Genomic DNA, 12723 nt, shown 5'->3' on the forward strand with positions numbered 1-12723 from the left:
GCCATGTACAACCGGTCCTTCGCGTTCTAAAGGACAACTTAGAACGCGAACAGCCGTGTCCAACCGGGTCTTCGCGTTCTAAAGGCCGACTTAGAACGCGAACAGCCATGTCCAACCGGTCCTTCGCGTTCTAAAGGACAACTTAGAACGCGAAAAGCCGCGCCAAACTGGGTCTTCGCGTCCTAAAGAACGACTTAGAACGCGAACAGCCATGTCCAACCGGTCCTTCGCGTTCTAAAGGCCGACTTAGAACGCGAGCAGTCGTGGCCAATGGGTCTTCGCGTCCTAAGGGCCGACTTAGAACGCGAGCAGTCGTGGCCAATGGGGTCTTCGCGTCCTAAGGGCCGACTTAGAACGCGAACAGCCGTGTCCAACCCTACCTTCGCGTTCTAAAGAAAGATCCTGCGACCAAAAAATCCTACCAACCACGCCGCAACTATTTTGCTACAGGAACCATAGGAGATTATCTCTTCCTCAGCTTCGGTCCTTCAAATCCAGCCGCCCTATCAGCCGCTTTGAATTCCTTTTGATACAGAACTTCCTGCGTCGCTGTCAATGTCATCCTTGCTTTATCCTTTTTTGGCTTTTCCATAAGTAAATCCCTTCCTTTTAAGAAAAGTTTGCTTCCATTTTCATCCTTTCCTTAAAGCGGGAGTTTGATTCAATCAGCCAATAAATTGTCCAGCGCTTCCTGGAGGTGCGGATATCGGAATGTGTAGCCGGCATCCAGAAGGTTGCGAGGAATGACCCGCTGTCCATTCAGCACAAGAGTGCTCATTTCGCCAAGGAGGACTTTTAAAGCGATTCCTGGAACAGGGAGCCAATGCGGGCGGCCAAGGGCTTTGCCGATTACCGTGCCAAACTCTTTCATCTGCGCGGGATGGGGTGCAGTGAAATTTAAAGGGCCTTTCAACCCGCCGTTTTCCATTGCAAAAACAATCCCGCCAACCGCATCATCCCGATGGATCCAGGAAACCCACTGGCGCCCCGAACCGACTGTGCCCCCGCCGAAAAATTTATAAGGAAGGAGCATTCTTGGCAGCGCACCCTCAGCTTTATCCAATATGATGCCGAACCTGCAAAATACAGTCCTAATTCCAAACGCTTCAGTCTTTGAGCTAACTTCTTCCCACATTTTAACAAGGCTTGCCAGAAAATCATTGCCATGCGATGACTCTTCTGTAAAGGTTTTTTCATCGGATGTCCCATAAAAACCTACAGCGCTGGCGGCGATATGGACAGCCGGCTTAACCGGCAGGCTTTCCATGATCCTGACAGCTTCCTCGGCGGCGACCAGCCTGCTCATTAACAACCGTTCCTTCCGTTCTTCCGTCCATCTCCCGCTGTTCAGCGATTCACCGGCAAGATTGATAAATGCATGAATGTCCCGCAATTCCTTCTCGGGCTCGCTTTCATCTTCAAGCCATTGCACATAAGTAATGCCAGTCCTTCCGCTTTCCTTCTTTTTTCTCGTCAAAATAAAAACCTCATGTCCGGCTTCAAGAAAATAATCGGTCAATGTGCTCCCTAAAAAACCGCTGCCTCCCGCAATTGCAATCCTCAAACCCGCTCCCCCTCCAAAAAGTTCCTGTTTTCCCTATTTTACCTTCTTCCTAAATGAAAGGCACTTCCCAAGTATGGTAAAGTGGAGTAGAGGTGAAAACCATGGCCATCATTACAAAAATCACCACCCAAAAACGGGATACAGGACGTTACAATATTTACATGGATTTTGGAAAGGGAGAGGAGTTCGCTTTTAGCGCTGATGAAGCGGTAATTGTGAAATTCCACTTGAAAAAAGGGTTGGAACTTGATGAATTCGCCCTTGCCGAAGTAGGTTACCATGATGAAATCCGAAAGGCTTATAACAGCGCGATTGCCTACCTTGCCCATAAGATGAGAACGGAAAAGGAAGTCCGCGGCCATCTTAAAGAGAAGAAGCTTGAGGAGGCAGCCATTGATGAAGTCATCATCAGGCTTCTGGACCAAGGTTATCTGAACGACAAAGAATATGCGGATGCTTATGTAAGGACGCAAATCAGCACGACTGACAAAGGCGTCTATACAGTGAAAATGGAATTAAAGGAAAGAGGGGTAGCCGAACCGTTTATAGAAGAAGCACTCAAGCAATATACTCCGGAGGAGCAATTTGAAAAAGCGAAGGACCTGGCAGAAAAATATGCCCGCAAGTATTCCGCTGAATCCGAAAGGGTTTTGAAGCAAAAGCTTGATGCCATGCTGCGAAGGAAAGGCTACCAGACAGACGCCATCCAATTTGCCCTGAAAGAGGCTGATTTTGGCCGGGAAGAAGAAGATGAACTGGAAGCAATCAGAATCCAAGGTGACAAAGCACACCGGAAGCATTCCAAGCTGAGCGGTTATGCGTATGAGCGGAAAATGAAAGAAACGCTGTTCCGTAAAGGGTTCCCGATTGAATTGATTGACCGCTACCTTGAATCGAGGGAAGAGGAATAGGCATACTGAACAAAAAAATCATGACAACCTGGTCATGATTTTTTGCTTTCAATAATAATCTCTTTTTCTCCAAATCCGTTTACAATCGCCTCGGCTACTTCCCGTGCTTTTCGGAATCTGGAAGGATTGCTGACATGTCTGCTGTTTTCCCAGAATGGAGTGTCCATCCCGCCCATGTAGGCTGCGGTAAATGTAATCCCGGTGCCTTCATATTCTTTTTGCAGGCTTTCCGTAAAGCCGCGCACAGCAAACTTCGTTGCCGCGTAAACAGATTCATTCACCTTGCCCCGGAGCCCCGCAGTTGAAATGATATTGATTACATTACCATGGCCTTCTTTTTGCAAAAAAGGCAGGATGGCTTGGGTCATATAAATTGTTCCGAGCGTATTTGTCCGGAACATTTCTTCGATTTGCGGAGACTCCATTTCTGGAAGGTGGCCGAAATGTCCGACACCGGCATTATTAATAAGGCCGGCAACAGTCTTCCCGCCCAGTGCCTGTTCTAGTTTTTCAGGAAGGGAGGCCGGATCGGAAACATCGATAATAAGGGTTTCCGCCGCGCCGCCGGCTGTTTCGATTTCTTTTTTAACGGCATTCAATTTTCCGTCGTTCCTGCCAATCAGGAGAATTTCCTGGCCTTTTTTTGCCAAAAGGAGAGCCAGTTCCCTGCCAAGCCCTGACCCTGCGCCTGTTATAACAAATGTCTCCATCATTTTATCCCCCTTAAATTTGTGCAGTATCCTTTATTAAGTCCCTTAAATTTACTATACTAAATATAGAAATAATAACAATTAAGGTGGTAGCTCGATGGAGCGGGAAAAACGATATAGCACCATGTCTGAATATGAATTGAAACAGGAGATCGCCACATTAAAGGAAAAAGCGAGAAAAGCCGAACAAATGGGCATGGTCAATGAATTTGCCGTGCTTGAACGGAAAGCGATCATGGCGAAAGCCTACCTCCTCGATCCGTCTATCGTCAAGGCTGGGGAGATATACGAAATTGATGGCGATCCGGGTTCTTACTTTAAAGTTGATTATTTAAACGGAGTATTTGCGTGGGGATTCCGGCTCGGCGGAACTGCGAAGGAAGAGGCATTGCCAATCTCCATGCTAAGATTGAAATAAAGCACCCGGTTTTCGCGAAAGGCGGAAAACCAGGTGGGATCAAAGTTAATATGATTTGATTTCGTCTGGATTTCTCTGGGAAGAAGCTTTCATGCGTTCCTGTGGATGAGTATTGATTGTTCCATCCGCCCGCTTGGATGAATACTCCGCTTTTGCACGGGGTTCGCCTTCGAACTTGTTATCGTTGCCGTATGGAAAGCCTTTTGCTTTGTTCCTCATTCAAGATGCCTCCGTCCGTTCGGGTTACTCGCAGCCAAAACGGCCTGCGTATCAATAGTATTTGTCCAGCCTTACTCAATATGCAGAACAATTTTGCCAGGGGGGTGAAAAAAGATGAATGACTATCATGAGCGATTAACGAATCTATTGCTTGGTAAAAATGATTATTTGTCTTATGGACAGGCCCGTACTTGGGTTGAATTGCTGTGGGATGATTTCGAGACGACCTATGCGAAGGCCGGCAGGGAATATCAAGGAAGCGAAATGACGGAAAAAGTCATCCGCCAGTGGATTGAAAACTATGGCAGCAGCCTTCATGAATTCGCTTCGCAAAATCCGAAATATATGCACTACTTGAAACAGGATAAAAACAAATTGCATTGATTAAGCACTTATTTCATTTTAAAAAGAAAAAACGGCAGCCCGGTTACATGCGGGTTGCCGTTGATTTTTTGCCCTCCTATCAGCCGGGAAGGATCGCGAGTTTTTTTCGCAGTTTTTCTTCGCTGAAAATCCAGCCCGTGTAGGAGTTAATAATATTTAATTCGGTATCGAGATGGGCGACCGCGACAAACGGGTAATGCCCATTGCTTCTGTACCTGAGGTCAATGAACCTGACCTCGCTGTAATCCGCGAATTCTTTTACCTCCCACCGATATACAGGGGAGAAGGATAAGAATGCTGAAATATTTGTGTCCTTTTTTGCCGCGTGGATAATCGGTGTATCCGGTACAGGAACCCGGTTGAATTTATCCAAAATCCTGACATTCGCACCTTGCGCCCTGCCGACAAAGAATTCTTTCTCATTCATGACGGCAACCTTCCAGTGGTTGAATTTCATCGTCGGTGTGACAACGATTTGAGTGGCGTCCGGAACAATGACTTTTACCGCATTGACAACCTCCTTTTTTGCTGAAAAACGGAGGAAGTAATAAAGGACGAGAACTCCGTAGACGACAAGGAACGTATAGCCGGGATGCGCCCCCATGATCCAGACGACAATCCCAGCGATATGAATGCCGAAAATGAATGGATCAAACGTATTAATGACCCCGAGCGCGACCCATTTGCACGAGAAGGGCCTCAAGGCCTGGGTTCCGTAGGCATTGAAAATATCAACGAACACGTGCACGAATACAGCCAGCTGTGTCCAGAGCCATAAATGGAGCAGGCTTGCATCCGGATTAAAGAAAAAGATGATCCCCGTAATCAGGAGCGGCCATAGGAAGACTGCCGGAACGGAGTGAGTGATGCCGCGATGGTTTCTTATATAAACCGCATTGTTTCGAAGTTTCAGTATTGTATCAATATCAGGTATTTGAGAACCAATAATAGTGCCGATCATTACGCTGCTTGCCGTAGCTGTGTGCGGGGCGACCGCCGGGTCCAGAGTGGCCAAGCCACCCAAGGCAATCCCCATAACAACATGTGTGCCGGTATCCAAGGTGCTTGTTCCTCCTTTTTGGAATTGCAAGTTTCCATTTCAAATTTTCTTGCCAGAATCTTTCGCTATAGAAATAATATTATTATATTCCCACTTTATCACGTTTTTTAACATATAGGGGGCCTAATCTCGATAATGAACCACTTAGAAAATTTAGGAAACATTCAAATAGAACAATTTCGTGAAGATTTAATTTCCTGGTTCCGCGCCGAGCAGAGGGTGCTTCCATGGCGGGCGGACAAGGATCCCTATAAAATCTGGGTGTCGGAAATCATGCTTCAGCAAACGCGGGTGGATACCGTCATTCCTTATTACTATCGGTTCCTTGAACAATTTCCCACAATAGAAGCGCTTGCCGATGCGGACGAAGATAAAGTCCTAAAAGCCTGGGAAGGACTGGGCTATTATTCGCGAGCCAGGAATTTGCAGGCGGCTGTAAGGGAAGTGCGTGATATTTACGGGGGTACCGTCCCTGATTCCCCGAGGGAAATCGCCAAGTTAAAAGGAGTCGGCCCATACACCGCCGGCGCGATTTTAAGTATAGCTTACGGCATACCCGAGCCTGCAGTCGATGGCAATGTGATGCGGGTTTTATCAAGAATTTTATTAATAAGGGAAGACATCGCGAAACCGTCCGCCCGGAAAATTTTTGAAGAGGCGGTCAGGGTCTTGATTTCACATGAGTCTCCTTCCGATTTCAATCAGGCTCTCATGGAGCTCGGAGCGCTAATCTGCACGCCGACATCGCCATCCTGCCTGCTGTGCCCGGTCAGGGACCATTGCGTCGCTTTCCATGAGGGCGAGCAAAATGAACTGCCGGTCAAATCGAAAAAGAAAAAACCGGTGCCTGTTTTCCTGGCTGCCGCGGTTGTGGAGGATGGAAGCGGAAGGATTTTCATCAGGAAAAGGCCGCCTGAAGGACTTTTGGCGAACTTCTGGGAATTTCCGGCCATTGAGGTCCAGCGGCCGTTCGTCAATGATAGGGAAGCGCTAGAGAGGTTTTACAAAGAGGAGTTCGGGGCGGAAATCAAGGTGGAGGAATCGCTCGGGCAAATCCAGCACGTCTTTTCCCATCTGGACTGGAATATCACAGTGTATGCCGCGAGGCTGGCTGATCCTGTTCAGGAAAGAGAAAACCTCCGCTTGGCCACATTCGCGGAGCTGGCGGATTTGGCACTGCCCGTCCCGCACCAAAAAATGCTTTCCCTATATTCGGTCAAAAAATAAGCAAATGAAAAAGAACCGGGAGATATTTTGCCCGGTTCTTCTTGATAGGATTAATCATAATGTACTTTCGTTCCGTGTGTATAATCAGCCTCGCCGCGGTTAAGCCCGCCCCGTTTTTCAATTTCTTCAACGATTTCCCGGTGGATAGTTTGTCCTTCCACGTTTAAATAGGGCATCACCTGCTGGAGCGAATGGTGGAAGAAAGCCAGTTCACTACTGTCCCATTCACTTTTCGGCATCATCGTCAATTCTGTCATATCCCTGCCGACATACATGGCAATTCTCCTTTCAGGAATGCTTTTATTTTTGCAAAAACTTCCCTTAAACTGTTTAAGAGTTCATCTTAGTTTCCGGATTCAATTGTCTTCTATACCCGAAAAAGCTAAAATAAAAACTAATCAACGCATGAAAGGACTTAAACACATGACACAAAAAGTAGCACTTATTACAGGAAGCAGCAGGGGAATCGGCAAAGCAGCCGCACTTCGCCTGGCAAAAGAAGGATACGATATCGCTATCAATTATGCGCGCAGCAAAAACGCGGCGCTTGAAACCGCAGCGGAAATTGAAGCATTGGGAAGAAAAGCGGTCATCATCCGCGCGAACGTCGGTGACGTCGAAAAAATCCGCGGCATGTTTGCAAAGGTCGAGGAGGAATTCGGCCGCCTTGATGTGTTCATTAACAATGCGGCTTCAGGGGTTTTGCGCCCGGTGATGGAACTGGAAGAATCGCATTGGGATTGGACAATGAATATTAACAGTAAAGCGCTTTTGTTTGGCGCGCAGGAAGCAGCCAGGTTGATGGAGAAAAATGGCGGCGGTAAGATTGTCAGCCTCAGTTCGATCGGATCGATCCGCTACCTGGAAAACTATACAACCGTCGGGGTTTCAAAAGCGGCGCTTGAGGCGCTTACTCGTTACCTGGCGGTCGAATTGGCACCAAGAAATATTTCTGTCAATGCTGTTTCCGGCGGAGCGGTTGATACCGAGGCGCTTAAGCATTTCCCGAACAGGGAAGAACTTTTGGAAGAAGCCCGGAAGAAAACGCCGGCAGGCAGGATGGTCGAAATTGACGATCTTGTCAATTGCATCATGTTCCTCGTCTCAGAGCAATCCGGCATGATCTGCGGCCAGACCATCATCGTGGACGGTGGCATTTCACTGCTGGTGTAAGTTGGCGGAAGTTGTTGATGTTGTCTGGGAGGATGCTTGATCTCAAAGCCCGAAGCGGATGAAAGATTATCCAAACGGTAACAGAGAAGCGTTCTCTAAGCCCAAAGCGGCGAAAAATCATCCAAATGGTAACAGAGAAGGGTTCTCTATGCCCTAAGCGGATGGAAAACCATTCAAACGGTAACAGAGAAGCGTTCTCTAAGCCCAGGATGATATAAAATTATCCAATTGGTCACAGAGATCGCTGCCACGCGAAGCACGGTTAGCCAGGCAAAATTATAAATAAAATTTCGGGATAGACACCCACCTTCATGGACAAATTAATAACCGTGGAGGTGATTACAATGGCAAAATTCAACCAACAAGCTGGCAGAACTTCTTCTGGAACAAACATCCAGGAAGTAAGACAGCAAAACGCGCAAGCTGGCCAAGGACAATACGGCACTGAATTCGCGAGCGAAACGAACGCTCAAGAAGTAAGACGCCAAAACCAGCAAGCTGCCCAAGGTCAACAAGGTCAACAAGGCCAATACGGAACTGAGTTTGGAAGCGAAACAAGTGCTCAGGAAGTAAGACGCCAAAATCAACAAGCTGAAAGCCGTAAAAACCAAAACAGCTAATTGCATGCATTTAGGCGCCCTTCTTAAACGGAAGGGTGCCTTTTTGCTGTTCCCAACCATCAGCTGAATTTTTCGACAAAACTTCCATGAAAGCTCCATAACTAGTCAAAGGAGATAGCATTAATTTCAAGAATACATATGGGAGCAGGTGAGAGCTCCGGTGGGGTAGAGGGGACTCGCTAAAATTTTCAAAAGCAGGGCGGTGGAGCAATGAAAACTTTTAACGAGATGATCGCAGAACAAATGAAAACGATGGAAAAGCTTCTCTATTTGCAGTCTGAGCTGGAACGGTGCCTCGAAATCCAGGAGCAGCTGCACAGCCTCCAGCACGAGACGGGGCATGGCAGTATTCAGGAAGAAATTTTGGGCATGAAAAATGAGCTGAGGGAAATCCAGCGGATATTTGAAGAACAAACGGAAGAAGTCATTCGGTCCTACAAGGGTAGCAATGGGGACTATGAACCGATTCTCGGCTGAAGGGAGCTTGGGAAAAAGGGGGCCATTTTTGTTAGCCAAAAATGGCTCTTTTGTTTTAAAATCGATTGTCAACCGTTATAATGAGAGGAAACAGGAATAGCCTTTTGTTGCCTTTTGTCGTTTTTTTAGTTTATTATAGGTTGCAAAGCGTTCGGCGAATGAAAGTAGGGGAGATTCATGGGTTTACCCATCGAAGGAGAACCAATGCAGATACACAGCTATAAACACAATGGTCATATCCATCGTATATGGGATGAAACCACCATATTGAGGGCTTCCCAAAACCTTGTGATCGGCGGGAATGACAGGACGGTCGTCACTGAATCCGATGGGAGGACGTGGGTGACGAGGGAACCGGCGATTTGCTATTTCCATTCGGAATGCTGGTTCAATGTCATCGGGATGCTGCGTGAGGACGGCGTGCATTATTACTGCAATTTGAGTTCCCCGTTTATATTTGATGGTTCGATTCTTAAATATATCGATTATGACCTTGATATAAAGGTATTTCCGGATATGACCTTCAATTTGCTGGATGAGGATGAGTATGAACGGCACCGCCGTGAAATGAACTATCCAGATGTGATTGACCAGATCCTCAAGCGGAATGTTGAGAAGCTGATGAGATGGATCCGCCAGCGGAAAGGGCCATTTTCACCGGATTTCATTGATACCTGGTATGAGCGGTACCTGACCTATCGAAAGTAGGATCGGGTCCGCTCCATTTTCATGTTCCTGTTGATTATCTATTTATCAACAGGTTTTTGTTTGAAAGGAGGAAGCAGAGTTGGACAGCATACGGAGATACCTCCATTTCGTAAAGCCGTACAAGTGGCAAATCGTCGGAACGATTTTCATCGGAATTCTCAAATTTGCGATTCCGCTAATTATCCCGATCCTCATTAAGTATGTTATTGATGACATTGTTGGAAACCATGAGCATGCAAAGGCAGAAAAACTGGACAAGCTTTTTTGGATCATGGGCATCATGATGGTTATTTTTGTCATTCTTAGGCCGCCGATCGAATATTACCGGCAATATTTTGCCCAGTGGACCTCGAGTAAAATCCTGTACGATATTCGCGATAATCTTTACACACATATGCAAAAGTTAAGCTTCAAATATTATTCGAATACAAAAGCGGGGGAAGTCATCTCTAGGGTCATCAATGACGTCGAACAAACGAAGGCGTTCGTCATTTCAGGGCTTATGAATTTGTGGCTTGATGTCGCGACAATCCTTATTGCTATCGCTGTCATGTTCACGATGAATATAAAACTGACTTTAGTGTCCCTCGTCCTTTTTCCGCTTTATGCATTTTCGGTCAAATACTTTTTCGGCAATCTCCGGACACTGACGAGGAATCGTTCACAGGCGTTGGCGGAAGTCCAAAGTTATCTTCACGAACGGGTCCAGGGCATGGCCGTCATCAAAAGTTTTGCGATTGAAGACCATGAACAGAAACAGTTCGACCGCACAAACAGGAATTTTTTGAAAAGGGCGCTGGAGCATACAAGCTGGAATGCCAAAGCGTTCGCGGTCGTTAATACGATTACCGATATTGCGCCGCTGATCGTCATCGGGTATTCGGGGTATCTCGTCATCGAGCAGCAGCTGACAATCGGGACAATGATTGCCTTTATTGCGTATATCGACCGGCTTTACAACCCGCTTCGCAGGCTCGTCAACTCATCGACGACGATTACCCAGTCGTTCGCTTCGATGGACAGGGTGTTTGAATTTGCGGATGAAAAGTATGATATTGTCGATGAGCCCAATGCGGTCGATCTTACAACCGTCAATGGCAAAATAGAGTTCAAAAATGTGAGTTTCGCATATGAGGCTGGAGAGGAACCAGTTTTAAAGAATATTAATCTTGAAGCGAATAAAGGGGAAACCATTGCTCTAGTCGGGATGAGCGGCGGGGGCAAATCATCGCTTGTCAGTCTTATTCCGAGATTTTACGATGTCACAGACGGGCAAATTCTCCTTGATGGAGTCGATATCCGTAAATTCAAAGTTCAGACGCTCAGGGATAAGATCGGCGTCGTCTTCCAGGATAATATTCTCTTCAGCGACTCGGTCAGATCGAATATTCTGCTTGGCAAACCGGGAGCTTCCGATGAGGATGTCGAAGCGGCTGCCCAGGCGGCAAATGCACAGGAGTTTATCGCCAGCCTGCCAGAAGGATATGAAACAAAGGTCGGCGAGCGGGGAGTCAAACTTTCGGGCGGGCAAAAGCAGCGCGTCGCCATCGCCCGGGTTTTCCTGAAGAACCCGCCAATCCTCATACTCGACGAAGCAACGTCGGCGCTCGACCTTGAAAGTGAGCATCAGATACAGGAAGCGCTTGAAAAGCTGGCAAAAGACAGGACAACCTTCATCGTCGCTCACCGCCTTTCAACGATTACCCATGCCGATAAGATCGTCCTCATCGAGCATGGCCGAATTATGGAAACAGGCACACACGAAGAATTGATGGAAAAGCAGGGCAGTTATTATCGACTGTTCCAGGTACAGCAGCTGGAACAAAAAACCGAAACGGAATCTTAAATCCGTTTCGGTTTTTTTGTTGTTTTTGCAAAAATGTTCCGGTTAGTCGGCGGGCTGCTCCTCAATCTGAACCTCGTTATCATCCTGGTGGTAGGAAAGGAAGCTCGTCACAAGCGTATCAAGGTGCTCGACATATTCGCCGTAGGCGAGGATGGACGAAATAATCTGCATCGTATGGTACAAATGGTTGTCATCTTCCTCCTCGTACTCCCGCTGCCTAGTGATGAACAGGCGGAATACTTCTCTTTTATCGAGGCATTGGACGGGATGTTCCAGCGCCGCTTCAGGCCGGACTTTTCCGATATATTTCAGCATCGTTTGTTCATGCAGGGTAATCAGGCAGTCGAGCTGCTCCTGAATGGCCAGCTGGTAAGAATCGGGCAGAAGCCGGTATTCATTCTCATAACGGTGGAGCCGGGTCAATGTATCCAGCGCTTTGCGCGCGGTAGATATCATCTGCCGGTAAATGACGAGCTTCCTTGCTTTTACAGCTTCGTCACGTTTAAAATACTTCCGTTCCTCTTTATACATGTTGTAGAGAATATCGGTCTTGACCCTCGCATCGTGAAGCTTTTCAATTTCCGATTTCAGCAGGTTGTGGTCTGAAGCATTCCGGCTCGTCAGTCTGATCCAGCGGATAATATCATCCGTGGCGCTCGAAATTTTATGATATAGCCTGTTTTCGTAGCGCGGCGGCAGGAAAACGAGATTGACAATGAAGGCCGAAAAGACACCGAGCATGATGCTGCCGAACCTGATTGCGGCGAACTCAAGGAATTGGTCGCCTGGTGATTCCATAATCGATACGAGCGTAACGAGCGAAAGGCTGATGGTATTTTCAAGCTTTAGCTTTAAGTTCAAGGTAATTACAATGATAGCCGCGATACCGATCACGACAATGTGATTCCCAAGAAGCAAAACGAAAGCAGTTGCCATCAAAGCGCCAATCAAATTACCCTGTACCTGCTCGAGAATCGACTGATACGATCTATATATGGTCGGCTGCATCGCGAAAATCGCAGCAATCCCCGCCATGACCGGGGAAGGGATATGCAGTAAATTCCCTATGAAAAGGGCAAGCACAATCGCAAGCCCTGTTTTTAAAATACGCGCCCCTAACTTCATTGGAAAAAATCCTTTCAAAATGAATCTTCGTTAAAGCAAGTATAGCCGAAAATGGAAAACTGTCCAGTCTGCCTTCATTCCTTAAGCATCAAACCATATTCGGAGCTCTTTAGTTTACAATAAACTATTTTGGAGCAGGTTAAACAATTCTGATACTATACAACGATTATCGGTCGCGGGCAAGTGTTTTTTGGAAGAAATAATACAGGAAGGCGAAACAATGCTAGCGGCCATTTTGAAAAAAAAGCAGGGAGGCAGGTGCCTTTCGCTTTTTTGTAAAA

At 46.9% G+C, this 12723-nt stretch carries 16 protein-coding genes; 9 read left to right on the top strand and 7 right to left on the bottom strand.

Features of this window, described 5'->3' with window-relative positions; all coding sequences use genetic code 11:
• Positions 1-463 precede the first annotated feature (463 nt).
• Both BN1002_RS23135 and BN1002_RS03255 read right to left on the bottom strand, forming a co-directional pair.
• Complete coding sequence (locus tag BN1002_RS23135) at positions 464-592, bottom strand: YfhE family protein (protein ID WP_082036099.1); 129 nt, start codon at positions 590-592, stop codon at positions 464-466.
• 69 nt (positions 593-661) lie between these two features.
• Positions 662-1564 (bottom strand): TIGR01777 family oxidoreductase, encoded by a 903-nt coding sequence (locus tag BN1002_RS03255; protein ID WP_048823606.1) that lies wholly within the window; start codon positions 1562-1564, stop codon positions 662-664.
• A gap of 101 nt (positions 1565-1665) precedes the next feature.
• Between BN1002_RS03255 and recX the strand changes: the two genes are divergently transcribed.
• The gene (recX, locus tag BN1002_RS03260) at positions 1666-2475 is read left to right on the top strand and encodes a recombination regulator RecX (protein WP_048823607.1); all 810 of its coding nucleotides are present in this window, start codon (positions 1666-1668) and stop codon (positions 2473-2475) included.
• Positions 2476-2507: 32 nt separating this feature from the next.
• On the opposite strand, the gene BN1002_RS03265 is transcribed toward recX, so the two are convergent.
• The gene (locus tag BN1002_RS03265; RefSeq protein ID WP_331386292.1) at positions 2508-3188 is read right to left on the bottom strand and encodes an SDR family NAD(P)-dependent oxidoreductase; all 681 of its coding nucleotides are present in this window, start codon (positions 3186-3188) and stop codon (positions 2508-2510) included.
• A gap of 94 nt (positions 3189-3282) precedes the next feature.
• Between BN1002_RS03265 and BN1002_RS03270 the strand changes: the two genes are divergently transcribed.
• The gene (locus tag BN1002_RS03270; RefSeq protein WP_048823609.1) at positions 3283-3603 is read left to right on the top strand and encodes a YfhH family protein; all 321 of its coding nucleotides are present in this window, start codon (positions 3283-3285) and stop codon (positions 3601-3603) included.
• Between the two features lie 45 nt (positions 3604-3648).
• On the opposite strand, the gene BN1002_RS03275 is transcribed toward BN1002_RS03270, so the two are convergent.
• On the bottom strand, positions 3649-3822 hold the full coding sequence (locus tag BN1002_RS03275) for a small, acid-soluble spore protein K (protein WP_048823610.1): 174 nt from the start codon (positions 3820-3822) through the stop codon (positions 3649-3651).
• 114 nt (positions 3823-3936) lie between these two features.
• Here BN1002_RS03275 and BN1002_RS03280 point away from each other — a divergent pair, with 114 nt between their 5' ends.
• The gene (locus BN1002_RS03280; RefSeq protein ID WP_048823611.1) at positions 3937-4206 is read left to right on the top strand and encodes a YfhJ family protein; all 270 of its coding nucleotides are present in this window, start codon (positions 3937-3939) and stop codon (positions 4204-4206) included.
• Between the two features lie 79 nt (positions 4207-4285).
• Here the strand turns inward: BN1002_RS03280 and BN1002_RS03285 are convergent, their stop codons facing one another.
• Complete coding sequence (locus BN1002_RS03285) at positions 4286-5266, bottom strand: metal-dependent hydrolase (protein WP_048823612.1); 981 nt, start codon at positions 5264-5266, stop codon at positions 4286-4288.
• Between the two features lie 135 nt (positions 5267-5401).
• Between BN1002_RS03285 and mutY the strand changes: the two genes are divergently transcribed.
• Positions 5402-6493: an A/G-specific adenine glycosylase gene (mutY, locus tag BN1002_RS03290; RefSeq protein ID WP_048823613.1), complete on the top strand. Its 1092-nt coding sequence runs from the start codon at positions 5402-5404 to the stop codon at positions 6491-6493.
• Positions 6494-6543: 50 nt separating this feature from the next.
• Here mutY and BN1002_RS03295 read toward each other — a convergent pair whose 3' ends face one another.
• Positions 6544-6768, bottom strand: a complete 225-nt coding sequence (locus BN1002_RS03295) for a hypothetical protein (RefSeq protein WP_048823614.1) — start codon at positions 6766-6768, stop codon at positions 6544-6546.
• 148 nt (positions 6769-6916) lie between these two features.
• On the opposite strand from BN1002_RS03295, the gene fabL reads away from it, so the two are divergent.
• The 5 genes from fabL (at position 6917) to BN1002_RS03320 (ending at position 11317) form a co-directional block, all read left to right on the top strand.
• On the top strand, positions 6917-7666 hold the full coding sequence (gene fabL / locus BN1002_RS03300; RefSeq protein WP_048823615.1) for an enoyl-[acyl-carrier-protein] reductase FabL: 750 nt from the start codon (positions 6917-6919) through the stop codon (positions 7664-7666).
• Positions 7667-8010: 344 nt separating this feature from the next.
• Positions 8011-8286 carry a gamma-type small acid-soluble spore protein gene (locus tag BN1002_RS03305; RefSeq protein ID WP_048823616.1) on the top strand — a complete coding sequence of 92 codons (276 nt, stop codon included), beginning with the start codon at positions 8011-8013 and terminating at the stop codon, positions 8284-8286.
• Between the two features lie 210 nt (positions 8287-8496).
• Positions 8497-8763, top strand: coding sequence for a YgaB family protein (locus tag BN1002_RS03310; protein ID WP_048823617.1), 267 nt, complete (start codon positions 8497-8499; stop codon positions 8761-8763).
• 177 nt (positions 8764-8940) lie between these two features.
• Entirely contained in the window at positions 8941-9471 is a 531-nt protein-coding gene (gene ntdP / locus BN1002_RS03315) for a nucleoside tri-diphosphate phosphatase (RefSeq protein WP_048823618.1), read from the top strand.
• A gap of 79 nt (positions 9472-9550) precedes the next feature.
• Positions 9551-11317, top strand: a complete 1767-nt coding sequence (locus BN1002_RS03320) for an ABC transporter ATP-binding protein (RefSeq protein WP_048823619.1) — start codon at positions 9551-9553, stop codon at positions 11315-11317.
• A 42-nt stretch (positions 11318-11359) separates the two neighbouring features.
• Here BN1002_RS03320 and BN1002_RS03325 read toward each other — a convergent pair whose 3' ends face one another.
• The gene (locus BN1002_RS03325; RefSeq protein ID WP_048823620.1) at positions 11360-12442 is read right to left on the bottom strand and encodes an FUSC family protein; all 1083 of its coding nucleotides are present in this window, start codon (positions 12440-12442) and stop codon (positions 11360-11362) included.
• Positions 12443-12723 lie beyond the last annotated feature (281 nt).

It is taken from the genome of Bacillus sp. B-jedd, assembly GCF_000821085.1.
Classification (GTDB): Bacteria; Bacillota; Bacilli; order Bacillales; family Cytobacillaceae; genus Bacillus_D.

Bases quoted from the DNA above. Each gene is read 5' to 3' on its own strand.
- BN1002_RS23135 (WP_082036099.1), bottom strand. From the start codon at position 592: ATGGAAAAGCCAAAAAAGGATAAAGCAAGGATGACATTGACAGCGACG.
- recX (WP_048823607.1), top strand. From the start codon at position 1,666: ATGGCCATCATTACAAAAATCACCACCCAAAAACGGGATACAGGACGT.
- BN1002_RS03265 (WP_331386292.1), bottom strand. From the start codon at position 3,188: ATGATGGAGACATTTGTTATAACAGGCGCAGGGTCAGGGCTTGGCAGG.
- BN1002_RS03270 (WP_048823609.1), top strand. From the start codon at position 3,283: ATGGAGCGGGAAAAACGATATAGCACCATGTCTGAATATGAATTGAAA.
- BN1002_RS03275 (WP_048823610.1), bottom strand. From the start codon at position 3,822: ATGAGGAACAAAGCAAAAGGCTTTCCATACGGCAACGATAACAAGTTC.
- BN1002_RS03280 (WP_048823611.1), top strand. From the start codon at position 3,937: ATGAATGACTATCATGAGCGATTAACGAATCTATTGCTTGGTAAAAAT.
- mutY (WP_048823613.1), top strand. From the start codon at position 5,402: ATGAACCACTTAGAAAATTTAGGAAACATTCAAATAGAACAATTTCGT.
- BN1002_RS03295 (WP_048823614.1), bottom strand. From the start codon at position 6,768: ATGTATGTCGGCAGGGATATGACAGAATTGACGATGATGCCGAAAAGT.
- fabL (WP_048823615.1), top strand. From the start codon at position 6,917: ATGACACAAAAAGTAGCACTTATTACAGGAAGCAGCAGGGGAATCGGC.
- BN1002_RS03305 (WP_048823616.1), top strand. From the start codon at position 8,011: ATGGCAAAATTCAACCAACAAGCTGGCAGAACTTCTTCTGGAACAAAC.
- BN1002_RS03310 (WP_048823617.1), top strand. From the start codon at position 8,497: ATGAAAACTTTTAACGAGATGATCGCAGAACAAATGAAAACGATGGAA.
- ntdP (WP_048823618.1), top strand. From the start codon at position 8,941: ATGGGTTTACCCATCGAAGGAGAACCAATGCAGATACACAGCTATAAA.
- BN1002_RS03325 (WP_048823620.1), bottom strand. From the start codon at position 12,442: ATGAAGTTAGGGGCGCGTATTTTAAAAACAGGGCTTGCGATTGTGCTT.